The sequence below is a fragment of the Zobellia russellii genome (assembly GCF_044597075.1).
In the GTDB taxonomy this organism is placed as follows: Bacteria; Bacteroidota; Bacteroidia; order Flavobacteriales; family Flavobacteriaceae; genus Zobellia; species Zobellia russellii.
Window position 1 is genome coordinate 490,925 of sequence record NZ_CP139000.1, and the last position, 26,160, is coordinate 517,084.

The 26,160-nt window shown below is 39.9% G+C and carries 21 protein-coding genes; 12 read left to right on the plus strand and 9 right to left on the minus strand.

Annotated features, from left to right (window positions below; genetic code table 11):
* Positions 1–60: 60 nt before the first annotated feature.
* The 7 genes from SJY45_RS02065 (at position 61) to SJY45_RS02095 (ending at position 10,821) form a co-directional block, all read left to right on the plus strand.
* A complete protein-coding gene (locus SJY45_RS02065; RefSeq protein WP_400073095.1) occupies positions 61–3,309 on the plus strand; it encodes a DUF1553 domain-containing protein in 3,249 nt (1,082 codons plus the stop codon).
* 25 nt (positions 3,310–3,334) lie between these two features.
* A complete protein-coding gene (locus tag SJY45_RS02070; protein WP_215439196.1) occupies positions 3,335–4,849 on the plus strand; it encodes a DUF1501 domain-containing protein in 1,515 nt (504 codons plus the stop codon).
* A gap of 64 nt (positions 4,850–4,913) precedes the next feature.
* On the plus strand, positions 4,914–6,017 hold the full coding sequence (locus tag SJY45_RS02075) for a 6-bladed beta-propeller (RefSeq protein WP_400073096.1): 1,104 nt from the start codon (positions 4,914–4,916) through the stop codon (positions 6,015–6,017).
* A 151-nt stretch (positions 6,018–6,168) separates the two neighbouring features.
* A complete protein-coding gene (locus SJY45_RS02080) occupies positions 6,169–7,848 on the plus strand; it encodes a sulfatase (RefSeq protein ID WP_289040101.1) in 1,680 nt (559 codons plus the stop codon).
* A 196-nt stretch (positions 7,849–8,044) separates the two neighbouring features.
* On the plus strand, positions 8,045–8,536 hold the full coding sequence (locus SJY45_RS02085; protein WP_215439201.1) for a heme-binding protein: 492 nt from the start codon (positions 8,045–8,047) through the stop codon (positions 8,534–8,536).
* 7 nt (positions 8,537–8,543) lie between these two features.
* Positions 8,544–10,079, plus strand: a complete 1,536-nt coding sequence (locus SJY45_RS02090; protein WP_400073097.1) for a Dabb family protein — start codon at positions 8,544–8,546, stop codon at positions 10,077–10,079.
* Between the two features lie 22 nt (positions 10,080–10,101).
* Positions 10,102–10,821 (plus strand): 3-ketoacyl-ACP reductase, encoded by a 720-nt coding sequence (locus SJY45_RS02095; protein ID WP_400073098.1) that lies wholly within the window; start codon positions 10,102–10,104, stop codon positions 10,819–10,821.
* 41 nt (positions 10,822–10,862) lie between these two features.
* Here SJY45_RS02095 and SJY45_RS02100 read toward each other — a convergent pair whose 3' ends face one another.
* The 9 genes from SJY45_RS02100 to SJY45_RS02140 all read right to left on the minus strand — a co-directional run bounded on the left by SJY45_RS02100 (position 10,863) and on the right by SJY45_RS02140 (position 21,237).
* Positions 10,863–11,204: an L-rhamnose mutarotase gene (locus tag SJY45_RS02100; RefSeq protein WP_215439207.1), complete on the minus strand. Its 342-nt coding sequence runs from the start codon at positions 11,202–11,204 to the stop codon at positions 10,863–10,865.
* Entirely contained in the window at positions 11,204–12,550 is a 1,347-nt protein-coding gene (fucP, locus tag SJY45_RS02105) for an L-fucose:H+ symporter permease (protein ID WP_215439209.1), read from the minus strand. Before fucP ends, SJY45_RS02100 begins: the two co-directional genes overlap by 1 nt.
* A gap of 25 nt (positions 12,551–12,575) precedes the next feature.
* Positions 12,576–13,370 carry an SDR family oxidoreductase gene (locus tag SJY45_RS02110; protein ID WP_215439211.1) on the minus strand — a complete coding sequence of 265 codons (795 nt, stop codon included), beginning with the start codon at positions 13,368–13,370 and terminating at the stop codon, positions 12,576–12,578.
* 87 nt (positions 13,371–13,457) lie between these two features.
* Positions 13,458–14,285, minus strand: coding sequence for an amidohydrolase family protein (locus tag SJY45_RS02115; RefSeq protein WP_400073099.1), 828 nt, complete (start codon positions 14,283–14,285; stop codon positions 13,458–13,460).
* A gap of 22 nt (positions 14,286–14,307) precedes the next feature.
* Positions 14,308–15,756, minus strand: coding sequence for a tagaturonate reductase (locus tag SJY45_RS02120; protein WP_400073100.1), 1,449 nt, complete (start codon positions 15,754–15,756; stop codon positions 14,308–14,310).
* Between the two features lie 39 nt (positions 15,757–15,795).
* Positions 15,796–17,448: a UxaA family hydrolase gene (locus SJY45_RS02125; RefSeq protein WP_400073101.1), complete on the minus strand. Its 1,653-nt coding sequence runs from the start codon at positions 17,446–17,448 to the stop codon at positions 15,796–15,798.
* 47 nt (positions 17,449–17,495) lie between these two features.
* Entirely contained in the window at positions 17,496–18,512 is a 1,017-nt protein-coding gene (locus SJY45_RS02130; RefSeq protein WP_400073102.1) for a zinc-binding alcohol dehydrogenase family protein, read from the minus strand.
* 173 nt (positions 18,513–18,685) lie between these two features.
* The gene (locus tag SJY45_RS02135; RefSeq protein ID WP_215914518.1) at positions 18,686–20,227 is read right to left on the minus strand and encodes an alpha-L-fucosidase; all 1,542 of its coding nucleotides are present in this window, start codon (positions 20,225–20,227) and stop codon (positions 18,686–18,688) included.
* Between the two features lie 170 nt (positions 20,228–20,397).
* On the minus strand, positions 20,398–21,237 hold the full coding sequence (locus SJY45_RS02140; RefSeq protein WP_400073103.1) for an AraC family transcriptional regulator: 840 nt from the start codon (positions 21,235–21,237) through the stop codon (positions 20,398–20,400).
* A 186-nt stretch (positions 21,238–21,423) separates the two neighbouring features.
* On the opposite strand from SJY45_RS02140, the gene SJY45_RS02145 reads away from it, so the two are divergent.
* From SJY45_RS02145 to SJY45_RS02165, 5 genes are read left to right on the plus strand one after another with little or no spacing between them, the layout of a single operon-like run.
* Entirely contained in the window at positions 21,424–22,587 is a 1,164-nt protein-coding gene (locus SJY45_RS02145; protein WP_400073104.1) for a cytochrome P450, read from the plus strand.
* Positions 22,588–22,592: 5 nt separating this feature from the next.
* Positions 22,593–22,901, plus strand: coding sequence for a 2Fe-2S iron-sulfur cluster-binding protein (locus tag SJY45_RS02150; protein ID WP_400073105.1), 309 nt, complete (start codon positions 22,593–22,595; stop codon positions 22,899–22,901).
* Positions 22,902–22,907: 6 nt separating this feature from the next.
* Positions 22,908–24,164 (plus strand): NAD(P)/FAD-dependent oxidoreductase, encoded by a 1,257-nt coding sequence (locus SJY45_RS02155; RefSeq protein ID WP_400073106.1) that lies wholly within the window; start codon positions 22,908–22,910, stop codon positions 24,162–24,164.
* Positions 24,165–24,185: 21 nt separating this feature from the next.
* Positions 24,186–25,304, plus strand: a complete 1,119-nt coding sequence (locus SJY45_RS02160; RefSeq protein ID WP_400073107.1) for a Zn-dependent alcohol dehydrogenase — start codon at positions 24,186–24,188, stop codon at positions 25,302–25,304.
* A gap of 6 nt (positions 25,305–25,310) precedes the next feature.
* A complete protein-coding gene (locus SJY45_RS02165; protein WP_289062931.1) occupies positions 25,311–26,105 on the plus strand; it encodes an alpha/beta hydrolase family protein in 795 nt (264 codons plus the stop codon).
* Positions 26,106–26,160 lie beyond the last annotated feature (55 nt).

Here is a 26,160-nt window from a genome sequence, read left to right on the forward strand (position 1 = left end):
CAAGAAATTGATAAAACAAATGCTTTAAGTTTGTGGAAAACATAAAATTTCTCATAAAGAATGTTCAAATTATCAAATTATTTCTTTTTTTCTTTGGCTTTGGTGCTATTCTCTTGTGGTGGCCCGGACCTTCCAGAGGATGTTGAACAAGCTTATGAGACGCTTCCGGAAAAGGTAGATTTCAATCAGCATGTAAAACCTATTTTATCCGATAAATGTTTTATTTGCCATGGTCCGGATAAAGCAAAAATAAAGGGTGGCTTACAGTTGCATGACCCTGAATTTGCATATGCCGAATCCATTAATACACCAGGGTTGTTCTCTATTGATCCCGGAAATCCAGGAAATAGTGAGGTGGTTAAAAGAATCTTGACAGATAATCCGGAAACCATAATGCCTGCGCCTTCGTCGCATTTAAACTTATCGGCCTATGAAAAGGCTATGCTGGTAAAGTGGATAGATCAAGGTGCGGAGTACAAAGATCACTGGGCATTTTTAAAACCGGAAAAGCATGAGGTTCCAAAAGTAAAACAGACCGACTTTGTCCAGAGTCCTATAGATAATTTTGTATTGGCCAATTTAGAGGAGAAAGGAGTTTCTCCATCTAAAAAAGCGAGTAAGGAGCTGCTACTAAGAAGGGCTTCTATTGATTTAACGGGCTTGCCTCCAACTTTGGAGGAAATGGAAGCTTTTGTAAACGATGAAGCACCGGATGCTTTTGAAAAACAGATAGACCGTTTATTGGCTTCTCCGCATTATGGGGAACAGATGACTTTGGACTGGATGGATGTTGCCCGTTATGCAGATACGCATGGGTACAGTAACGATAGATATAGAGATACCTCGCCATGGAGAGATTGGGTTATAGATGCATTTAATAAAAACATGCCTTATGATGAATTTCTCACATGGCAATTAGCGGGAGATTTATTTGAAAACCCCACACGAGAGCAAAAACTGGCCACTACTTTCAACAGGTTGCACCCTCAAAATCTGGAAGGTGGTATTATAGATGAAGAATTTAGATCGGAATATGTTGCGGATAGGACCGCTACGGTAAGCCAAGGTGTATTGGGATTGTCGTATGCTTGTGCTAAATGTCACGACCACAAATACGATCCTATTTCTCAAAAGAACTATTTTGAGATGTATGGCTTTTTCAATAACGTAGATGAGACGGGATTGATTCCTTGGGATTTAGCTACTCCGGTTCCGGCGATGTTGCTTCCTACTGAAGAACAGGAAGGGGTGCTTGCTTATCTAGATAAAATTGTTGAGGAATCCGTAGATAAAGTTGAGCGCACCGCTAAAACCGAAAATGAAAAGTTTGAACAGTGGTTGGCGGGTAATTCTTTTAAGAACATTCCGGTTAAAGGTAAGCCGCGTGGGTTGATTGCTTCTTTTAATTTTGATAACCAAAAATTGGTGAACACCGCTGGCGGAAATGGCAAAAACCATATTCGTATGCGTCAGCAGTTTGTAGATAACGAGAAACCTGTTTTTAAAGAGGGAGCTACAGGTAAAGGGCTATTTATGGATGGGGACACTTGGTTGGACCTAGATAAAATTGGAGTCTACAAACGTAACCAGCCTTTTAGCGTTTCTATAAAAGTCTTTATTCCCAAGGACCTTGAAGATGGAGTTATATTTCATAAGATGCAAGGGCCTGAATTGCATAGTTTTAGAGGGTATCACTTAAAAGTAAAAGAGAACAGGTTAGAAGCGTTGTTTGCCCATGTGTGGCCAGATAATTCAATGGTAGTAGAGTCGGTTAAGGAGATTCCAAAGGAAAAATGGGTTCAGGTTACGCTTACCTATGACGGTTCTAGTAAGGCAATGGGAATAGGGATTTATATGGATGGCGAAAAACTTGAAACCACTACTTCTTTTGATAACCTGTACAAGGATATTGTTTTTAACAATATGAACAATTATATCTATAAAGAAACCGTAGAGCCCGGTTTAAGAATTGGTGCTATATGGAGAGGAAAGGGCATTGGTAATGCTGTTGTAGATGATATAATGGTTTTTGATAATGAATTGAGTGCTGTTGAAGTAATGCAAATAAGCACTACGGATCGGCTTAAAAACTTAATAGCCAAATCAAAAGAAACACTTACCGAACAAGAAAAAGAGCAGCTGGCTCAATACTATTTGTTCAATAAATCTCCAAAATACAATGAAGCTCTTGCTGTTTTGGAGGAGAATCGTAAAGCCTTAGTAGATAGTATAGAACCTATTAAGCAGATAATGGTGATGAAAGAACGTAAAACACCTAGACAGACCTATATTTTGGATAGGGGTAATTACGATTCACCAACAGATTCGGTATTTCCAAATGTTCCAACGGAGATATTTCCAATGGCAGATAGTTTACCTAAAAATAGGTTGGGCCTTGCTAAATGGATTACAGATAAGGACAATCCGTTAACGGCTAGGGTAGCGGTAAACCGTTATTGGCAAAATCTCTTTGGAAGAGGATTGGTAAAGACTTCTGAGGATTTTGGTAATCAAGGTGAATTGCCAAGTCACCCTAAACTGTTAGATTGGTTGGCTCTTGAATTTGTAGAGTCCGGCTGGGATGTTAAGGCGTTGCATAAAACCATAATGTTGTCTAGTACGTATCAACAAAGTTCCGTGGTTAGTGAGGAACATTTAAAATGGGATGGTGAGAACAAATGGTTGGCAAGAGGACCTTCCACACGATTGTCCGGGGAAATGTTAAGAGATAATGTACTGTATGCGTCCGGTCTGTTGAACGAGACCATAGGAGGAGAAAGTGTTAAGCCGTACCAACCAGAAGGACTATGGAAAGTAAACGGAGATACTTATGTCCAAGACGGAGAGGAGGGCCTTTACAGGCGAAGTATGTATACCATTTGGAAGCGTACGGTGCCTAATCCTACAATTTCAACTTTTGATGCCCCTACAAGGGATTTATGTACCAGCAGAAGGCAAAAAACCAATACACCGTTACAGGCCTTGGTAATTTTGAACGACCCTACTTATATTGAAGCTTCAAGGGTTTTAGGAAAACAAATGGCGGAGGCCAAAGACGTAGAGACCGGTATTGCCCAAACCTTCATGAAATTAGCAGGAAGAAGTATTACGAACCAAGAACTTGAGGTTCTTGCTCAATTACGGGAACAGGAATTTGAAAAGTTCAATCAAAATTTAGATAAGGCCAAAGGTTGGTTGCAGACCGGGGCGTTTAAAATTTCCGAAACCGATGATAAGGCGGCTATAGCTGCAAACGCTGTAGTGGCAAGTACCATTATGAATGCCGATGCCAGCATCACCAAACGATAATTGTTAACAGCAAACAAAAGAAACTATGTGTAATCATCATCACAATAAACTGACTTCCAATAACCAGGATTTACAAAAAATCGAAAGGCAACTGGATAGAAGACATTTTCTTAAAAAGACATCACTTGGTATCGGTGCCATGGCGTTGGGAAGTTTACTGGGCGCAGAAAAGGCATTTGCCGGTATAGGCAAGAATAGTACGGAAGAAGAGATTTTAAAGGTTTACAATAAAAACCGATTAGGTCTACCGCACCATGCGCCAAAGGCCAAAAGAATTATTTATTTATTTCAGAGTGGAGGCCCATCTCAGATGGATCTGTTCGATTATAAGCCAAAGCTTACCAACATGTTCGGTCAGGAATTACCACCGTCCGTGATAAGTGGTCAAAGACTTACGGGTATGAGCGGTAGCCAAAGTACATTGCCTATAGCGCCGTCTACTTTTAAGTTTCAGCAATACGGGGAGTCTAGAGCTTGGGTAAGCGATGCTATGCCGTACCTATCCGAAGTGGTAGATGATCTGTGTTTTATTAAAAGTATGCAAACCGACCAAATTAACCATACCCCGGCCATTACATTTATGCAAACGGGTAATCAATTACCAGGTAGGCCTGCTATTGGTTCTTGGTTAAGTTATGGTTTAGGTTCAGACAATGAAAACTTGCCAACTTTTATTGCATTGGTTTCTAAAAACGGAAAAGGACAGCCTCTAAAAGCAAGTTTATGGGGGAACGGCTTTTTGCCAACAGAGCACCAAGGAGTACAATTTAGGTCGGGTAAAGACCCTGTTCTCTATTTGAGCGATCCAGAAAATTATGATGGTAATGACCGTAGGGATATGCTGGATTATTTAAAGAATTTGAACGACCTACAGACGGATGCCTTTGGTGACCCAGAAATTCAATCCCGTATGGCCCAATACGAAATGGCCTTTAAAATGCAAACTTCCATACCTGAGGTAACCGATCTAACAAACGAGCCCGAATATATTTTTGATATGTACGGCAAAGATAGTAGGGATCCCGGTACGTATGCGGCAAACTGCCTAATGGCAAGAAAACTGCTTGAAAAAGGGGTTAAGTTTGTACAACTGTACCACCAAGGTTGGGATCAGCACAACTATTGTCCAGGAGGAGTAAAAAGTCAATCTAAAAAAACAGATCAGGCCACTGCTGCCTTGATCAAGGATTTAAAGCAAAGAGGTATGTTTGAGGATACCCTTGTAGTTTGGGGAGGAGAGTTTGGACGTACGGTGTATTCCCAAGGTCAGTTAACGAGCGAAAATTATGGTAGAGATCACCATCCAAAAGCATTTACCATGTGGATGGCCGGAGCAGGAGTGAAGCCTGGGTTTACCTATGGGGCAACTGATGACTTTAGTTACAATGTAACCAAAGATCCTGTTCACGTACATGATTTTCACGCTACGCTTATGCATCTATTCGGTATAGATCATGAGAGGTTAACGTTTAAGCATCAAGGAAGGCGCTATCGTCTAACGGATGTTCACGGTCATGTAGTTAAAGATTTATTGACCTAGATTTACCTGTTTTTGACCAGTATTCATTGTATTTTACCATCAAAATAAAAATCATCAGTATCCTATGAACGACAGAAGGAGTTTTTTAAAAAAATCCGCCTTGGGCGCCACAGCTTTATCCACAACATCATCTTTCGGGTTTAATATTCTAAAAAAAACCGTTCTTGAGGACCAAATTATTGGTCATGGAGATTTCAAATACAAAGTGGTGAAAGACTGGGCCCAGATGTCTGTTGCACATAATCCAATTTTAAACTGTCATGAAATGCAGATGGACAGTAAAGGCAGGCTCATTATGTTGGGAGACCATACGGATAATAATATTTTGGTTTTTGATAAATCCGGAAAATTGTTGGATTATTGGGGTACGCGCTATCCTGGTGGGCATGGGCTAACCCTTCATGATGAAGGGGGAGAGGATATGTTGTATATCGTAGACTGTGGCTGGTTTGTAGACCGTACCGGAAAATGGAGTAAACAAGCAGGTTCTGTTAGTAAGACTACTGTAGACGGGAGGCTTTTATTTAATTTGCCCGATCCACATACTATTGGTGTATATACCAAAGAGCAAGAGTATTTACCCACGGAAACTGCCATTGGCCCTAATGGCGATATCTATGTAGCAGATGGTTACGGGTCTGATTTTATTCTTCAGTTTAGCCCTAAAGGCGAATTTATCCGTAAATGGGGAGGTCACGATAACAGCGATAAAAACTATGATTTGCATAATGCCCACGGAGTGGCAGTAGACTATCGTGATAATCAAAACCCGGTACTTGTGGTTACATCACGTTCGGACAAGAGCTTTAAATTTTTTACGCTTGATGGTAAGTTTATCAAAACCGTAGAGTTGCCCGGGGCCTATGTATGTAGACCCGTGCTAGACGATGATAATATCTATGCTGGGGTATGTTGGTCAGAAAATAAAGCAGGCCACCGCTTTAGTAATTCGGGGTTTGTGACCATTATGGATGGTAGTAATAAAGTAGTTTCCAATCCTGGGGGAGATGCGCCTGAATATAAGAATGGCAAGCTTCAACAAATGTATCAATCGGAAAAGGCCATATTTAATCACGGTCATGATGTTTTCGTTGATGAGGATAAGAACCTTTATGTCTGTCAATGGAATGCCAACAGAACGCCCCCAATCAAATTAGAGCGGGTGTAAATTCTATATTTTTTTTCTACGCGTAGGGATAAAGCCATTTGTGGTAATCAAATGATCATATCTTTTAGCACCCTCTATGAAATATGTGTAATTTTCGAGTTGAAGTCTGCAAACTTCGATCAAACACTTATAAACTAAATTCAAAAGTTAAATGCGCAGCAAAAAAAACAATGTACTGTATGCACTGTTGCTACTAATTGTGTTTTCGTCCTGTAAAGAGGAAAAGGCAGTAATTACCGAAAAAAAACCGAACATCATCTACATTATGGCGGATGACCATACCACTCAAGGTTTTGGTATCTATGGAAGCCGCTTGGCTAAGCTAAACCCTACGCCAACTCTGGATAAAATTGCCAATGAAGGAATGATTTTTGACAATTGCTTTGTTAGTAATTCTATCTGTACGCCCAGTCGCGCCGCTATTATCACCGGACAAAATTCTCAATTGAACGGGGTTCTGGATTTAGATGGTCGTATAGAGCCGGCACGCCAGTTTTTACCAATAGAAATGAAAAAGTTGGGGTACCAGACCGCTGTAGTGGGTAAATGGCACTTAAAAGAAGAGCCTGCGGCTTTTGATTATTATAAAGTTTTACCGGGGCAAGGAAAATATTTTGATCCTGAATTTAGGGTTCGTGGTGATCAGCCATGGCCTAAGAATACGGTTCAGACCAAAGGTCATTCATCAGATATGGTTACCGATATTTCTTTAGATTGGTTAAAGAACGAAAGAGATCCTAACAAACCTTTCTTCCTAGTGCATCAATTTAAGGCTCCGCATGACGATTTTGAAAATGCACCGCGTTATGAAGAGTATTTGGCCGATACGTTTATTCCTGAGCCGGAGAGCCTTTACGAAAGAGGAAACAACGGTTCTGTTGCCACAAGAGGAAAGAATGATTCTTTAACCAGAATTATTGGTTCATCCGTGTCACATAGAAACTTGATTCGTAATCAGGCTATGAATATTTATGTGGATAGCTCCATTCACCGTTCATACCGCGATGCGGATAAAATTAGGCCTGAAGAGTATGTAAAGTGGGAAATGGATGATGAAGAAAGAAAATACACGAGTAAAGTATACCAAGACTACGTAAAGAAATATTTACGTTGTGTAAAAGGAGTAGATGATAATGTAAAACGCTTAATGGACTATTTAGAGGCCGAAGGTCTAATGGATAATACTATTATTGTTTACACTGGTGACCAAGGATTTATGTTGGGAGAACATGATTTTATTGATAAAAGATGGATGTACGAGGAGTCTATGCGTATGCCGTTCTTTGTGCGTTATCCAGAAAAAATTAAAGCGGGAACCCGTACCGATGCAATCATCAATAATACGGATTTTGCTCCAACGCTAATTGAATTGGCCGGAGGAAGCACTCCTGATTATATGCAAGGGAAAAGTTTTAAAACCATCTTAGAAACAGGAGAAGAACCGGAAGATTGGCAAAAATCTACCTACTACAGGTATTGGATGCACATGGCTCACCGTCATCAAAACCCGGCACATTTTGGAGTACGCACCAAAGATTATAAATTAATATTTTTCTATGGAAAATATTATGTAGATACTACAGACCCCAATGCGGAATGGGATAGGGAAAACTGGGGCAATGATTTTGATACCGATACCCCTGCGGGTTGGGAATTTTATGACTTAAAGAAAGATCCCAAAGAAATGAACAACGCCTATGCAGATCCAGTATATGCGGAGACCATTGCAGGTTTAAAGAAAGAATTACTTAGACTTCGTGAGGACTTGAACGAAACGGATGAGAAATATCCTCATATTCAAAAAGTTATTGATGCCCACTGGAACGACTAAATAGGGCTTTTCTTGAACCCTAAAATAGAGAAAAATCAGCTGCTATCCAATTTATAAGGATAGCAGCTTTTTTTATTGAATAATGTTTCTGAGAGGAGCAATTCGGTTAAAAAATTTTGGGACAGTTGAACTAGTTCAACTTTTTTGTAACAGAGGTTTTTGATTTTTGTAAGTATTAATCTTTAACTACTAAATCATGTTTTACAAATCGATTAAAATTTATGCGACACTCTTCTTTTTAATGGTATCCGTAGTTCAACTAAAAGCACAAAACCCGTATGATGTTAGCACAGAACAGGCTTTAAATTCTTTACAAGCTGCTAAGAAAAAAGCGGAAGAAATGAATGTTTTGGTCAATATAGCGGTGGTAGATGCAGGTGCGAATCTAAAGTCTTTCGTAAGAATGGATAATTCCTACTTAGGCAGTATAGATGTCGCCATAAAAAAAGCCAAAACCGCTCGCTATTTTGATATTGATACGGGCAAGTTGGGCGAATTAACCCAGCCGGGAGGCATCATTTATAACATTGAACTTAGTAATAATGGCCTTATTACCTTTCCCGGAGGTGTACCCATTAAAAATAAAGACGGTAAAATAATTGGCGCCATTGGTGTAAGTGGCGGCACCATAGAAGAAGATAGAATTATTGCTAACGCAGGCGCAGATTTCCTTTTAACTGAAAACTAAAATACTGATGAGAACTATTACTAATATTTTTTTACAAGCTATTGCAATCTTAGGCTGTGGCATAATTACGGCCCAAGATTTAAGCGACCCTATGTTGTATCGTAAAGATTTTAAAGATATTTCTGGAAAAAATACGGTTTCTATTACCAGTTATGAGAAGAACGGAAAGCATTATGTGTATGCTGGAGGTGCTGGTAATGTAGATGTCTATCAAATTGATGCAGATGGCATACTTACGCCTGTGAGCAATCACGAATTGTATAAGCAAAAAGGGCCGGCCAGGGGCATGGTTGCTGACAATATTGGTGGAAACGATTTTCTTTTTGTAGCCAACAAGTTTGGTAATGTAGTAGAAACCTTTAGAATTTTAGAAAGCGGTTCTTTGGAACGTGCCGCTATGATAGAAGATACTGAAGATACTCATCTTGCGGTTGGTATCACCCTACAGGTTGTTCACATGAAGAATGCATCTTTTTTGTTCGCAGGTGGTTTAGAAAGAGAAACCCCGGGGTTAAGTTCTTTTAAAATAAATATTGACGGAAGTTTAACCCATGTTCAATCAATGAAAGATACGGATGAGTTACACACCGATGGAATTATTGGTATGTTCGTTCATAAAATAAAAGGGAAAACCTATCTGTATACCAGCGGATTTCAGGACAATGGTGTAAGTAGTTTTAGAGTTTATGACGATGGTACATTTAGAAATGTGAACAATATCCATGACAATACAACAGACCGCTACCTAACAGGAGCGTATCCAGTGACTGGTGCAACACTTGGAGGCAATCATTATGTGGTAGTGGGCCATAGACATCATAAATATTATGATTATGCCCCTAAATTCATTAAAAACAAAGATTTTACATACCACGGAGATGGGGTAAGTGTGTTCAAGGTGAATAGAAAAGGCGCTTTGGTTCCGCATTTTGTTTTAAAGGATGATGAGTTAACCAAACTACGAGGACAGACCCGTATTGAAGTAGTTTCTGTGGAGGAAGACTATGCCATTTTTGCGGTAGGTACTCGGGATGATGCTAGTGTTCAGCTAGTAAAATTAGATGCACAAGGTACATTAACGCCCTTAAATTATTTAGAAACGGGTTTTCCTATCTATTACGGTTTAAGAAGTTTAACAATCGAAGGCAACCCCTTATTGGTAGCGGGCTCTATGAGTTTTGATCTTAATAAAGTAGCAAGTTATCAAGTAGCGCCTAAAATTGATAGAGGAGGCAAGCAATTGCGCCATATTGTCAATTTAAAATATAATGAAGAGGCTACCCCAAAACAGGTAGAAGAGGCCGTACAGACCTTTTTAGATTTAGAAAAAACCATTCCTGAAATTGTTTCTATTGAATGGGGAGAGAATGATAGCACGGAAGGTCATAGTGATGGTTTTACCCATACTTTTATTCTTACGTTTAATGATGAGCATGGACGAGAAAAATACCTGTTCCATAAAACCCATTTAGACTTGGTTAAAAAGGTAGGCCCTATAATCGGTGGCGTTTTAGTGATGGATTACTGGACAGCGAAACAATAAAAAAGGTTTAAAATTTAGATTGATGGAAAACTTAAATACAAAAACAGCTCTTGTTACAGGAGGTAGCAGGGGATTAGGAAAAGCTACCGCTTTGGCATTAGCTAAGGAAGGGGTAGCCGTTGCCATAACCGGAAGAAATGAAGCAACACTAAAAATAACCGTAAAAGAAATAGAAGCATTAGGGGTAAAAGCTACCTATGCTGTTTTTGATGTAGGGAATTACAAGGCTGTAAAACGAGGTATAAAAACTATCATAGACGCTATGGAACACATAGATATTCTCATAAACAATGCAGGTATAGCAGGTGTTGGTTCTTTTTTAGACATGCCAGTGAACGACTGGGAACAAATGATACAAACCAATCTAATGGGTATGTATTATGTTACTAAAGAAGTTTTACCCCAAATGGTAGCACGTAGTGAGGGGGATATTGTCAATATTTCTTCTACCGCCGGTATTAATGGTAATCCAAATGTTTCGGCATATTCGGCATCAAAATTTGCAGTCATCGGTATGTCAGAATCCTTGATGAAAGAAGTGAGAAAGCACAATGTACGTGTAATCACCATGACACCAAGTACTATTGAATCAGATATGACCATTGATCTCGGATTTGCACAAAAAGGGAGCGAAGAGAATATCTTACAACCTCAAGATTTTGCGGAACTCATTGTATCGGGTTTAAAATTACCACGTAGGGCGATTTTAAAATCTGCCGCATTGTGGTCTACAAATCCTTAAAAAGTAAAAAGCTACTCAAAGAGTAGCTTTTTTTTAATTGACTATAATTGAAAAATCTTTTCTAAGGCTATCCATTTCTCACCGTTTTTGGCCCAAGGAAGCTCTTGCTGGTATTTCCACATAAGTTGTTCCCATTCCTGTACTGCAGGGTTGTTAGCGTCCATCTCAGCTTTCTTTTCAGGGTCAAAAGTTTCATTAACTTCCATAATCATGAACATGCGGTTTCCTGTCAAGAAAATTTGCATATCCACGATACCGGCATCTTTTATACTTTTGGTTATAGCGGGCCTAGCATTACCTTCTGCATGATACTCTTTGTATTCCGCAATAAGCTTTGGGTCATCCTTAAGGTCACATGAATAGCAATATCTGGTAGTTTTCATTATGCTGCAATTTTAGTTTTGGTTACTTTATAGGCGTACATACCGTAGAAAGCTACAAATAGAAGACATATCATTGGTAACAGGAAAGAAAAATGAATTTCGGTAATGTTTCCGGCTATTTTATCACCAAAAACTTCCTGTCCATTTACAGTATCACCAAAGTCCATTATACTGGCTTGTAGCTTTGGTAAAAAGGCACCTCCTACAATAGCCATAATAAGTCCGGATGAGGCCAATTTGGCTTCCTCGCCCATATCTTTAAGGGCAAGTCCATATATTGTTGGGAACATAATAGACATGAATACAGAAACGAAAACCAAGAATACCAAACTAATGATACCGGTAGACATGATAATACCGCCACACATAAGGGCAGCCGCAATACCAAAATAAGCCAACATTTTTGCCGGGTTTATTTTTTTCATCAAAGCAGTTCCTATAAAACGGGTGGTTACAAAAGATACCATTGCGGTTATGTTCCACCAAGTGGCATCAACTCCTAAACTCTGCGATTCGTTAAGATACTCTACCAATTGAAAAATGGCTGTCCAGCACATAATCTGTGCTCCTACGTAAAACATCTGTGCAATGACCCCCAATAGAAAGGTCTTACTTTTAAAAATTCTGTCTAAAGATTCTTTAATGGATAAATGGTCTCCCATGACCATGGCCGGAATTTTAGTTTTCCAAATGACAAGAAAAACCAAGGCTACAAAGATACCAACCGCTATGTACGGGCCGCTAATTACATTAAGATCAAAGGCCTTTATTTCAGCGGCCTTTTCCGTACCTAAAGCCACAATTTCAGAACTGTCTGCATAATCTGCGGAAAGGATTCTATCCAAAACAACAAATTTAGCGATCAGCATACCCGTAAGTGAACCGATTGGGTTAAAAGACTGCGCCAGGTTTAATCGTTGGGTGGCAGTTTCTTTGTCTCCCATGGAAAGAATAAGTGGATTTGAAGTGGTTTCCAAAAAGCCTAATCCGCAAGTGATGACAAACAATGAAATTAGAAAATACGTGTACGAACCATTTTCTGCTGCAGGATAGAAAAGGATAGCTCCAAGCGCATAAAGGGCCAGACCAAGTAATAATCCAGATTTATAACTAAACTTACGGATAAACAATGCGGCAGGAATTGCCATAACACCATACCCAAAGTAAAATGCGAACTGTACGTTGTAAGCTTCTTCGTTTGAAAGAATCATAACCTTTTTAAAGGCCGCTACCATAGGGTTTGTTAAATCGTTGGCAAAGCCCCATAGTGCAAAAATTGAGGTTGCAGCAATAAAGGGAACGAGCAAATTCTTAGGAACTACGGGTGTTTTGGTGTTCTTTGTCATTGGTATATTTTTAAGTTGGTTGCGTTTAATCTTCGGTAAGTAGCGAACGGTCTAAATGCACATAGCCACCGTCTACAAAAATAAACTGACCGGTAGTGTGAGATGATCTGTTTGAGATAGTGAACAAGCAAGTATCTGCTATTTCGTTGGTACTCGTCATTCTATTTTCTAAAGGAATTTTCTTTACAATAGACTGAAGTTTTTCTTCTCCATTAGGCAGCGTGCGAATCCAAGTATCATACGACGGAGTCCAACTTTCGGCAATTATAATGGCGTTGGAACGAATATCATGTTTTATTAAATCAACCGCCCATTCACGGGTTAGACCAAGAACTCCACCTTTGGAAGCGGCATAACCCGAAGTCCTTCCTTGACCGGTAAGGGCTACTTTAGAGCCAATGTTCAGTATGTTTCCTTTAGATGCTATTAATGAAGGCAACGCGTGCTTAACGATAAGAAAATAACTTACCATATTCAGTTTTAACGAATCCATAAACTCTTCGTAAGTGGCATCAAGCCCAACTCCATCATTTACACCAACGTTATTAATGACAACATCTATACGGCCATACTTTTTTACAATGGTAGAAACAGCGTTTTCAATCTGGACGGGATCAGTTACATCAGTTTGACAGAAAATGGCATCTATTCCTTTCTCTTGAATTTTCTCAACATACCCAAAACCTCGGGCATTACGGTCAATTACGGCCGGTATGGCTCCTTCTTCGGCTAAACGCTGCAATATGGTTTCGCCAATACTGCCTTCTTTTCCGGCAGCTCCGCTAATTACAACTACCTTATCCTTTAAATTTAAATCCATTGTTTTGTTGTTTTATAAATCACTCAGAGTATAATTTGAGGTGTTTCAGTAATTGAAAACTATCTCATTTTGCCCTGCATAATTTGTTTATAGATTATAGAATGCCTGAGCATTTCCCCCCATGATCATCTCTTGGTCTTGACTGCTAAGCGTTGCAATAAAATGGGTTACAATGCTTTTTACTTGGCCGTAATTTCCAGCTACGAGGCAAACGGGCCAATCAGACCCGAACATGATGCGTTCACTGCCAAAAGACTCTAGAACAAGGTGCATGTACGGTTGTAGTTGTTCTGAAGTCCATAGTTTATAATCCGCTTCGGTAATCATCCCGGAGATTTTACAGTACACATTTTCCTGTTTTCCTATTTCTTTCATCAAAGCGGCCCATCCGTCGTAAAAACCATCTTTAATGTAGGGTTTGGCTATATGGTCAATAACAAATCTTTGATTTGGAAATTTTTTTACAAACTCTAGAACAGAGCCTAGCTGATGCGGGAAAACCAAAATATCATACGTATGGTCATATTTTTCAAGTTTGGAAATTCCTCTTAAAAAATCTGGTCGTAACAAGAAGTTATGATCGGCTTCACCTTGTACTACGTGTCTCCACCCTTTAAGATTTTTATCAGTACTATATTTTTCCAATACGGAATCAATAGTTTCGGATCTTAAATCTGCCCAACCAACAACACCTTTAATGAAATTATTCTGCTTGGCCAGATCCAATAAAAAATCGGTTTCTTCCAGAGTTTGGTCCGCTTGCACCGCTACACAACCATCAATTGAATTCTCTTCGTATACCTTCTTGAGGTCATTGGGAAGAAAATCTTTCCGAATAGCTGCCATGTTATCATCTATCCAAGAATGTTTAACCGGCTCATAGTGCCAAAAATGTTGGTGACTATCTATTGTCATTTTTCTTTTTTTAGAACTTCAATTATAGTTTATTCAGACAAGCAGCAACTCCTTCTGTTTCAATACACTCAATATTTCTCGAAACGTTATTTTCTAGTCCGTTAATCTGCGTTAGGTCTTCTCCCCAAATGGAGGCGTTCTTAAGTACATTGTTCGTAAATGTGCTCAAGCTAGAGGTACCATCATCTACTTTTTGCCATTCGGAAGCAAAAAATTGAAGCACTTGTTTGTCATCGTTAAGAGCAATAGACTTTCCATTGAATTCCCCTTTATAAAACCGAAGCATAGCCGAAAGACCAAATGCAATACGTTTGGGTAATTTGCCTTGCGCATTGTTGTAGTCTTTTAGGGTAGGTAATAGGCGCGCTACAAACTTAGAAGTACTGTTTAAGGATATACTAATGAGCTGATGCTTTAAAAGTGGGTTTCTAAAACGATCAAGTACGTCCGCTACAAATTTGTTTTTTACGTCATCTGGAAAATCCAGTGTTTTTGCAGCTTCCTCTAAAAGAAGACTTTCTACAAAATGGCTTACCTCTTTATTTTCCATGGCTTCTTTTACAAAACGGATGCCCGCCAAATAGCCTACAGGAACCATAGATGTGTGTGCCCCGTTTAAAATGCGCACTTTCATCTCACGGTAGGGGGCAAGGTCGTTTACAAACTCCACATTAAGATCGGTTTGAGCGAACGGAAGTTCTTTTTGAACTGTTTCGTTAGCTTGAATTACCCAGCTATGGTAATACTCGCCTGCAACTAAAAGTTCATCTTTATAACCTAGTTTTTGTTCAATTTCATTTGTCCTGTCAGATGGATATCCCGAAACAATACGGTCTACCAATGTGCTGCAAAAATGATTGGCCGTCAGGATCCAGTTTTTAAAACCTTCTTCTAGCTCCCAATGGTCTGCGTATTGCAAAACCGTCTGTTGAAGAGCGGTACCATTGTCCTCTATAAGCTCACAAGGAAGCAGAATACATCCTTTGGAAATATCTGCTTTAAAGTGTTTGTAACGGTGGTAAAGCCATATCGTTAGTTTAGCGGGAAACTCCTTTGGCGGCTCCCCATTAAACTTATCCTCGGCATTAAATTTAATACCTGCTTCCGTAGTGTTGGAGACAATAAAACGTAAGTCTTCGGTTTCGGCCAATTTAAGATAGGTAGCCCATTCATTATAAGAATGAATCACTTGCTGAACCTCTGTAACCAATGTTTTTTCGGCAACGAGTTCTCCGTTTTTTATTCCGTCAAGAACTACGGTAAAAAGACCATCTTGTTCTTTTAGTTCGGCATAATCTCCACCAGCTGTTGGTTTTATTATAACAATGTCACCGTTAAAATCAGTTTCTTGGTTAAGTACGTGTACCATCCAATCTACAAAGGCACGTAAAAAGTTTCCGCCGCCAAACTGCATTACCTTTAATGGGCGTTGCACTCTTTTTGGTACGGTTGTATGATTTAAAATCTGCATTAAATAGCTGTTTGTCAAGTTAAAATTTAGTTGAGATATTTAAAGTGATATACCTCTTTTCCAAGGAATAAAGTCTTCCTGGCCCAAACGTACGGCCGCAGGAACAACTTCTCCGCTGGCTACTTTAATAATGTATTCCAATAACTCTTCGCCTTTGGTCTCAATAGTATCCTCTCCCGTAATTACCGTTCCGGTATTAAAATCTATGATATCTTTCATGCGGCTACTTAGCGTATTGTTGCTAGATAGTTTAATGACCGGTGCAATAGGGTTTCCGGTAGGAGTTCCTAAACCTGTTGTAAAACAGATTACGTTGCATCCCGATCCGGCAAGACCGGTAGTACTCTCTACATCATTTCCGGGAGTACATAAAAGGTTCAGTCCTTTTTTTCTAACCGGCTCCGTATAATCCAGTACATCGGTTACGGGGCTTGTGCCCCCTTTTTTGGCAGCACCGGCAGATTTCATCGCATCGGTAATAAGTCCGTCTTTTATATTTCCAGGTGATGGATTATTTTCAAATCCAGACCCAACGGATACGGCCTTATCCGAATAGGCGCGCATAAGTTCCGCGAATTTGGTTGCATTTTCTTCCGTTTCGCAACGGTTGATGAGTTCTTGCTCAACACCGTTAAGTTCAGGAAATTCCGAAAGCACCGTAGTGGCACCCAGCGCCACTAATAAATCCGATGCATAGCCCAATGATGGATTTGCGGATATTCCCGAGAAACCATCTGAACCACCACATTCCAAACCTAGAACAAGTTTGGTAAGTGGTGCCGGTTTTCTTTCTATTTTATTGGCTTCAATGAGCCCAACAAAGGTCTTTTTAACCGCCTCTTCAATAAACTGACGTTCTCCGGAACTCTTTTGTTGTTCAAGTATGTAAAGTGGCTTGTTAAAACTAGGGTCAAGCTTGGCTATAGCCGCTTCCAATAATTTGAACTGTGCATTTTGGCAACCCAAACTAAGAATAGTAGCACCTGCCGTATTTGGATGGGTAATGTACCCTGCCAAAAGATTACAAAGGGTTTCCGAATCTTGGCGAATACCACCGCAACCGCCATCATGGTTAAGGAACTTAATACCGTCCACATTCGGGAAAGTGCGGTTTTGTTTGATTTCTTCGGGGGTTTTAATAATATCCGAAGATAAAAGTTCATCATCGGAAGCACCATTTTTATACTGATTGACAAGTACTTCAGTATCTACTACAAAATCCGTTGTGGTATGGTAGCCCAAGGATTTTAAAAGAGCGGATTTCATTACGTCTACGTTTCTGTTCTCACAGAAAACCAAAGGAATTACCAACCAATGATTGGCCGTGCCAACTTTACCATCCGTTCTATGGTATCCATTAAAAGTTACGTCTTTCCATTTAGTTACGTCAGGTGCGGTCCAGCTCAACTTCTCTTGACCAACAGCATACTCGGAAGATGCATGTACTACATTTTCGGTAGTAATGGTCTCTCCCTTGGCAATTAGTTTAGTGGCCTTGCCCACTAATGAACCGTACATAATAATAGGGTCCCCAACATTTAGCTGGGTAGTAGTGAATTTATGTTTTGCCTTTACGTTCAGGATTACCTGAAAGCTGTCATTGTTATGAACAATATCAGAACCTTTAGGAATATCGGTAAGGGCTGCCAGAACGTTATCTTCTGGATGAATTTGCAAAAATTGCTTGGACATAGTGTTCTTTACTTTTGTCTGTGCTTAATAGTTTGGTTGATGAACGTCTATTCAAAATCAACAGTAGCCTTGATAACTCCGTTAGCTGGGTCTAACCAGCCATCAAAGTTGGCAATCATTTCTGTATAAGGGACATTATGGGTAATGAAGGAGTCTATTGGAAACTCGCCTTTTTCCAAAACGGAAATAACATGTTCAAAATCTTCCAAAGTAGCATTTCTACTACACATAATAGTTGTTTCCTTGGCATGGATCTTAGGGTGCGTAAATACCAGTTCTCCTTTAGAAAGGCCAACTAAAACGTATCTTCCACCATGTGACATATAATCCGGGCCTGCTTCAAGAGCTCCTTTGTGACCTGTAGCATCAAAAACCGCAGTAGCTAAATCACCATTGGTAATTTCGGACACTTGTTCTACAGCGTCTTTTCCTCCTAAAACCACATAATCGACACCAATGTCGTTTTTAGCATAGTCCAAACGTTGTTGGTTCATGTCTATGGCAATTACTTTTGCCCCGGCAATTTGTGCCAATTTCATGATACCTATACCAATAGGGCCACAACCTACTACCACAATGGTTTCACCAGGTTGAACATTGGCACGACGTATAGCGTGCGCTCCAATAGCCAACGGTTCAACTACGGCCATTTGGTCATCTGTTAATTGTTGTGCAGGTATAAGCAAGTTGGTAGGAACCGTAATTTTTTCTTGCATGCCACCATCTGTATGAACCCCTAGTACCTTAATGTTGGTACAACAATTGGTTTTGCCTTTTCTACAAGCAATACATGTACCACAGCTTACATAAGGCATAACCACAACATTGTCTCCCGCTTTAATACCTTGAGGATTCTCATCTATTTCCACTACTTGCGTAGCTAGTTCATGACCAAGGATTCTTGGATAGGTAAAAAAGGCTTGATTACCAGCATAGGCATGTAAGTCCGTTCCGCAGATACCCACTTTTTTAACTTTTAATATAGCTTCACCGGCTTTTCTTGTTGGTTCATCTTTCTCTTTAAGAATGAACTCTCCCGGCTTCTCGCATACAATATATTTCATGTGTTTAATTTGTTTTTGGTCACATTTATATGAAAACAAGTTACTTCTCTTAATACTATCCAGTTTTTGAAATCTACACCTATTGCAATTGGTGTACTACTGAAAAAGAGCGCACCGTTATGGTGCGCTCCTAAATTAAAAAAACTAACTCAACTAACTTCTTTATTAAGGTGCTATAACGATATTTCAAGCACGTGTGCAAAATCTCCGGATTTACTTCCTAGATTGGAAATTGAAAGCGCATCGTCTTTCACATCAAAGGAAATTTTAGCATCACTACCCAGTAATTTTACACTTTTGATATTTAGGTCTTTACCATATTCACTGGCTTTACCTAAAGACTTAATATCTACTTTGTTTCCTTCTGGCCATTCCATCATGATAGCGTACAACTTATCGCCTTTTTTGGTGAAACGAATATCTTGGCCTGTAAAGTCTTTGTTCTGACCTTCGCTATGGTGACCTTTTTTAACTTCGGTAGGACCTTCGCCAAATGTGCTCCAGTACTCCGTATCATAAATAGCTTCGCCATTAACTTTTAACCAATCGCCTATTTGAAACAATATTTCTTTTTGGTCCTCTGGGATGGTACCATCCGCTTTTGGTCCTACATTAAGTAATAGGTTTCCGTTTTTAGAAACAATATCAACTAAATCGTCAACAAGACTATTTGCTGTGCGCGACTCCCAATTGGTTACGTAGCACCAAGAATTCTTTCCTATGGACGTATCTGTCTGCCAAGGCAATTTTCTAATACCAGGAAGCTTACCACGTTCCAAATCATAGATTACGGTGCCTTCAGGAAAGGCTTCATGGTCAAAATTCTTATCGTTGATAACTACTTCTTTACCCCATTCAATACCTTTATTGTAGTAATAAGCGGCAATTTTAGGACGGTATTCTTTGTAATCTGGGATATCCAAATAGAAATCGAACCAAAGAATGTCCGGTTGATAATTATCGATTAGATCCACGGTTCTGTCCCACCACATTTTTTTGAATTCCTCAGATACAGGCTCGGTAAGGTCTTTTCCTTTTGGAGAGTATAAGTCTGCGTATTGTGGGTCTGTCGTGTCAAACTTGTCCTTTTTATTGTAGAAAGACCAGTTAAAGGCATAGTGCGAAGACGCTCCCATAATCATACCTTGCTCGCGACCTTCTTTAAAAAGTTCACCTAACACATCACGTTTTGGGCCCATGTCTACTGAATTCCATCGGGTTGTGTTGGATTTGTACATGGCAAAACCATCATGATGGTCCGCTACAGGGATCACATATTTAGCACCGGATTTCTTAAAAATATCTATCCATTCCTTAGCATCGAATTTTTCGGCTTTGAACATGGGTATAAAGTCCTTATAACCAAATTCCTTTTGGTCACCATATGTTTTTTTATGGTGAAGGTATGTTGCGTTAGGTCCTTTTTTACCAAGGTTTAGCTGGGCACTGAATGTGGCCGTGTCCATATACATTTGGCGTGGGTACCATTCCGATCCGTAAGCGGGTACGGCATAAGCCCCCCAGTGAATGAATATTCCAAATTTACTATCATTGAACCATTCCGGGTCTTTATAGTTTTTCTTAATGGATTCCCAGTTGGCTTCGTATACAGCCGCAGTTTCTTGGGTTGCTGGTTCTTCTTTCTTCTTCTCCGTTTTTGAACCACATGAAGCAAGAACAACTCCGGTCAATATAAGTGTGAATATTTTATTCATTAAAAATAATTTATAAGGTTGGTTAGTGATGGGCGACACAGGCGCTTTTAATGAGTTGCTAAATTGCAATTTAATAGCGCAAACGAAAGAACGAATTGTTCAAATAACTATAACAAATGGTTAAATATTTGATTTGTAGTGTTTTTGATGAGTTGTTAAAGTGCATTAATTTAGGGCTTTGCGTATTTTCTTTGGTAAGACAGAGGTGAAGAACACATGAATTTTTTGAATTGCCGGTGGAAAAAAGGCAGGCTCTCATAACCACATGCAAAGGCTATTTGGGAGACGGAATCATGAGTGTCCAAGAGCATTCTAGCGGAAATATTAATGCGGTATTCGTTTAAGAAAGTAAAGAAGGGGCGTCCCATCATTTTAGTAAAGAATCTGGAAAAAGACTGTTCGGACATGTTCACTAGATCGGCCAGTTCTTTCAAGTAAATTTTGCGGCTGTAGTTTGCACTAACAAAATCGTGAACTTGTGCCATACGATTACCATATTCAGAAGGGAGGTCTTCTGTAAAACTGGCACTGGATAACGTCTTGTAACCACAACTGGATAGCTTTACTAGAATTGTGAGCAGTTCTATATATAGGTCATGCGCTTCTAGTTCCGGGCATTTTTCTAAACGGGATAGGAGTGGGGCTGTATCCTTAGTATTGAACAATAGGCCTTTGGAGGAAGTCCTTAACATTTGGAATAGCGAGGCCAATTCCGGAACTTTGGGAAATACACCTAAATTCCATTGGATGACTATAGATTTGGACAACCCTTTTTGTTCTGTGTTGTTCTTCCAGCAATGGGGAAGATTGGAACGCAATAAAACCAGTTCACCAGGCTCATAGGGTCCAACGTAATCACCCACAAACTTTGTACCTACGCTTTCTTCAATATAGGTAAGCTCGTGTTGAGGGTGAAAATGCCAAGGCGTATCAAAATCTTTTTTAGAATGATAAAAACTGGTAATGGTACGCTTATCATCTAAATGTATGGGCTCTAAAATAGGTTCCATATCGCTAAGGATAAATAAAGTTCTGGGCTTTGGTGATGTTGTTTATTTTGTTTCAAATTACGTAAAATTTAATGGATTGATACAGAATAAGGTACTTATTTGCTAAAAAAGGCAATTATTAGTCTTAAAGAAATAATCAAATTTGTAGCTCCACAAAATGTCGATACTTAAATTAATGTCGTTGATATGAAGAAAAGTGAATTTCCCGACCCATTTGAAAGTAAAAGAGAATCAAAGGGTTATGGTGAGATGGACGATCAAAATGACCCGGTAACCATGCTTTTACGTCATAAGGATGTTCGTAAAACTGCACATAACTATAAAACATTTCAATCCGGTGCCGTTCCTGGGCGGATCGTTGTGCCTTCGGAAGTCAATATTCGTGAAACCCGCCAAATACCTTTTGAGGTAGATCCACCGGTTCATGGTATTTACAGAGCTTTGGTAGAACCTTGGTTTAAAAGGCCTTTGCAACCGGAATATCAAGAGAGGTTAGCGGAACAAATTAAAAGTTTAGTTGATGACGTTCTCCAACAAGATTCAGTTGAAGTGGTAACTGAATTTGCGTTAAAACTACAGTCACGGGCACTAACCTTACTTTTAAACACACCTTATTCTGAGTCGGAAACTTGGATTTCTTGGGGAACCCATGTCTTTAGGAGTGAAGGCGAAGCATTAGATGGCGATAAAGCAAATATTCTGTATGATTATATAGATGCCGAAATAGAACGTGCCAGTAAGAACCCAACGGGAGATATGTATTCCATACTTCTTGATTCTGAGTTTGAAGGTCGAAAGTTGACTAAAGAAGAAGTAAAGGGCGTAATGGTGTTAACTTTTGCGGGCGGTAGGGACACGGTCATAAATGCCGTTACCAACGCCATTGCTTATTTGGCCGAACATCCGGAGTCTTTAGAGCGTTTACGAAATGAGCCGGAAATTACAGGAAAGACCGTTGAGGAAATGATTCGTTATTTTTCCCCACTTACCCATATGGGGCGCGTAGTTACTGAAGATACTTTTGTGTGCGAACATGCGGCAAAAGCAGACACCAGGGTATCATTATGTTGGGCCTCTGCCAACAGGGATGCTAATGTGTTCGAGAACCCTAATGAAATTGTAATGGACCGTAAAATCAATCCGCATGTAGGCTTCGGTTTTAGTCACCATAACTGTTTAGGGGCAACACATGCTCGTCAGATAATGAAAACTTTGCTTATGACATTAGCGGAAAAAGTGGCTTCCTTCGAAATATTTGATTGCAAGGAGAATATAGAAGACTTGCATCACTTTAAACGTAAAGTAGGTTTCCACAGTATTCATATGAAATTCAACCCATTAACAAAATAACAACCATGGCAAAAATCACATTTATAACCAGTGACGAAGAAACAATAACCCTAGAAGGAACCTCCGGTTCAGTAATGGCCTTGGCCGTTGAGAATGGAGTACCGGGAATTGATGGCGATTGTGGAGGAGTTTGTTCTTGTGCTACCTGTCATGTGCATGTAGCTCCAGATGATATGGATAAAACAGGGAGCGCTAGCGAAATTGAGACTGATATGCTTGAGCTTGATGATAATGCAGATGAATATAGCCGTCTTTGTTGCCAAATAGATATTACAGATGCTATTGATAGTGTCGTGTTGAAAGTGGCCAAATAAATTGTAATGTCTGAAAATACAACTCATACTCAAAATTGTGTGGTAATTGGCGCGAGTCACGCCGGAGTGAACTTTGCGTTCGTTCTACGGCGGGAAGGTTGGCAGGGTTCTATAACCTTAATAGATATAGACCCAACGTTGCCCTACCATAGGCCGCCATTATCAAAAGCATATTTAACCAGTGAGGACGGTATTGAGAAAAACCTCCTTAAGTCCGAAGAAAGTTATAAAAAAGAGAATGTTGAACTTAGGCTTGGGGTTTGGGTGGATGCCATAGATTGCAAAAACAAAACTGTTAATCTAGCCGATGGCAGTGCATTACCCTATGATAAATTAGTGTTAGCTACGGGAGCGCGGCCCATTATGCCGCCGATACCGGGGTTAAATACTGCTCAGAACCTCTTTCCGCTTAGGTCAGCGGCCGATGTGGCCAATATTAGGAATACAGTAGTTGCGAATAAGTCACTTAAAGTGGTTATTATTGGTGGGGGGTATATAGGACTTGAGACTGCTGCGTCGCTCAAAAAGTTGGGTGCAGATGTTACGGTTTTGGAACGGGAGTCACGAATTCTCGCCCGAGTTACAGCTCCTGAAATGTCCGCTTTTTTTCAGAAACTTCACGCTGATAATGATGTTGCGGTGCTGACAGAAAAGAACGTAATTTCTATAGAAAACAATCAGAATAAAAACACGGTGATCTGTTCGGACGGGACTAGTTATGAGGCCGATATGATTATTGTGGGTGTTGGTATTCACGTAAACAAGGAATTGGCCGAAAAGGCTGGTTTGACTATTGAAAACGGTATTCGCGTAAATGAAAGGGCGCAGACCAATGATGCATCTATTTATGCTATAGGTGATTGTACGTTTCACCATAATTTACACTACAACAGATATATCCGGTTGGAGTCTGTGCAAAATGCTGTGGACCAAGCTAAAATTGCTGCGGCTGCCATTGCCGGTAAAGAATGTTGTTATAATGCTATACCTTGGTTTTGGTCCGATCAATATGATGTAAAACTACAAATGGTAGGTCTTTCCGAAGGTTATGATCAGGTAGTTGTACGTGAGGAAGTAGATAAGAAAAACTGTTTTTCCGTATGGTATTTTAAAGGGGATGCACTTTTGTCCGTAGATGCGGTAAACAATGCAAAAGCCTATGTATACGGTACAAAATTCATAAAAGGCGGAGAGAAAATCGATAAAGAAAAATTGAGCGATCCAAAGGCGGAGTTTAAACCGGCCAACTTTATAGCTCAATAACAACATATTAAAGTATAGTACATGTCTATTCAATCAAAAAGTGCAGTTGCCAAAGGAGACGGCACCTTTGTTATTACCAATGTTACTCTTGCCGAACCAAAGGCAGACGAGCTGCTTATAAAAATGAAGGCCGCCGGTCTTTGTCATACGGACTATGATTCGCTTACGTGGGGAAAGCCAATTGTAATGGGCCATGAGGGTGCAGGAATTATAGAAAAAATAGGCTCAGGAATAAAAGGTTTAAAAGTAGGGGACCAAGTTCTTTTGAACTGGGCCACACCTTGTTTGAGCTGTTTTCAATGTCAAGAGGGCAATCAGCATATATGTGAAAACAATTCTCCGGTAGTGGCCGGTGGAAACGGTCATACTCCTGGTCATGCCCATTTAGACGGTAGCCAATGGGAGGGAAAACCTATTGAACGGTCATTTAATTTGGGTACTCTTAGTGAGTATGCTTTGGTCAAGGAATCTGCTGTGGTAAAAATAGAAGAGGAAAATTTGAATTTCTCATCCGCCAGTATAATCAGTTGTGGGGTAATGACCGGCTATGGTTCGGTGGTAAACTCTGCAAATTTAGCAGCAGGAAGCTCGGCCGTAATATTAGGTTGTGGAGGAGTTGGACTTAATGTAATCAATGCCTGTGAAATCTCAGGAGCTGGTAGAATTATAGCGGTAGATATCAACCCCAATAAACTAGAGCTTGCCAAACAGTTTGGTGCTACGGATGTTATTTTGGCGGATAAAGAAGATATAGGTTTGGCCAATGTTGCAGAGCAGGTAAAAACCATGCTTGGTGGTCGTGGGGCCGATTATGCTTTTGAGTGCACTGCTATTCCAGCTTTGGGAGCAGCACCCTTGGCAATGGTTCGTAATGCCGGAACGGCCGTTCAGGTGAGTGGTATAGAAGAAGATATCACCATTGATATGCGTCTTTTTGAATGGGATAAAATATACATTAATCCGCTTTATGGAAAATGTAGACCCCAAATAGACTTTCCAAAATTAGTTCGACTTTATAAGAAGGGCGACTTGAAATTGGATGAAATGATTACGAAAGAATATAAACTAGATGATTTGCAACAAGCCCTAGACGATATGTTGGCGGGTAAAAATGCAAAAGGAGTAATAGTTTTCGATTAGAAAAACATGTTTAGAACCACCGAAATTTCAGATGCTGCTTACGAGAGTGGAAACCTTAGGTTTATAACCGTTAAGACTAATAAATTAAAGGGAAGAGGGGATATTTGTGTGTTTGTGCCACCAATGGCGGACCTAGAAAATCTACCACTTGTAATTTTGTTACACGGAGTTTATGGCAGTGCTTGGGTATGGTCCCAAAAGGCGGGAGTCCATATTTCGGCGCTTGAGATGATGCAAAAAGGAGAGATTCCGCCTATGGTTATAGCTATGCCCTCAGACGGACTTTGGGGAGATGGTTCCGGTTATCTTCCGCATAATCAAAAAGATTTTGAAAGTTGGATTGTAGATGATGTGCCTAACGCTGTTATCGAGAATATTCCATCCGTTAGTGAAAAATCGGAATTGTTCATTTCCGGGCTTTCCATGGGAGGCTTTGGAGCCTTGCGTTTAGGGGTAAAATACGCGAATAGATTTAAGGCCATTTCAGGGCATTCGTCCATTACGGATGTTGAGCAAATGAACCTTTTTGTAGAAGAGCCGTTGGAGAATTACTATCAAGAAAATACCAAGGAAAACTCTGTGTGGGGACAGATAGACCAGAACCGTGATAGGCTGCCAAAATTACGATTTGATTGTGGTACAGAAGACCAACTTATAGCGTACAATCGCGAGTTGCACCAGCAATTAAAAGAGAACCATATACCCCACGTCTACGAAGAATTTGAAGGAGCCCATGAATGGGTGTATTGGAGAGAACATGTTAGGGATACGTTACGTTTTTTTGCATTACACTGTAAATAGTGAATAAAGAACGATTTAAAGGATTTATATAAATAATTGATTTATAATTTAAAAA